At 55.0% G+C, this 689-nt stretch carries 1 protein-coding gene and 1 pseudogene; both read right to left on the bottom strand.

What is annotated here, in order from left to right; genetic code table 11:
• On the bottom strand, positions 1-557 hold a 557-nt coding region (locus K5E19_RS23255; protein ID WP_221553288.1), incomplete at its 3' end, for a D-serine ammonia-lyase.
• A 17-nt stretch (positions 558-574) separates the two neighbouring features.
• Positions 575-689 (bottom strand): annotated as a pseudogene (locus tag K5E19_RS23260) (DsdX permease); the annotation flags it as partial.

Here is a 689-nt window from a genome sequence, read left to right on the forward strand (position 1 = left end):
ACCTTAAAGCCAACGCGGGCGCTCATGATGCCAATCGACATCCCCAGATTACCCGTTGAGCCAACGGCAATGCTGTACTGGCTGAAAAACGCTTTAAAGTGCGGTTCCAGCAGGATGCTGTAATCGTCTGTCAGCGTCAGCAGCCCCGCTTCCAGCGCCAGTTTTTCGGCGTGGGTCAGCACTTCATAAATCCCGCCGCGCGCTTTGATAGAGCCGGAAATCGGTAAATGGCTGTCTTTTTTCAGCAGTAAAGTGCCGTTGATCGGCGTGGCAAACTCCTTCGCCAGGCGCTGCTGCATGGCGGGAATGGCCACCACGTCTGATTCGATAATGCCGTTTTTGGCCGCGGTTTCCGGGAACGCTTTCGCCAGATAAGGCGCAAAGCGGGCCAGGCGGGCGTGGGCATCCTTCACATCCGCCTGCGTCAGCCCGACATACGGCAGCCCTTCGGCAAGCGTGGTGGTGCGCGGGTTAAACCAGGTGGTCTCTTTCAGCGCCATCAGATCCTCTACCAGAGGATATTGGGCGATTAAGGTGGTGATGTTTGCGTTTTCCATAGTACGTCTCTTCGCGCTTAGATAATGAAAGAAAGCAGGAACGTGCAGCCAAGTGCAAGTACCGAGGCGATAAATGTCGCCGTTGTAAAGTATTTAAAGGTCTCATTCAGGGTCGCGCCGCAGTATTGCTTC

It is taken from the genome of Enterobacter sp. RIT637 (assembly GCF_019718755.1).
Taxonomy (GTDB): domain Bacteria; phylum Pseudomonadota; class Gammaproteobacteria; order Enterobacterales; family Enterobacteriaceae; genus Enterobacter.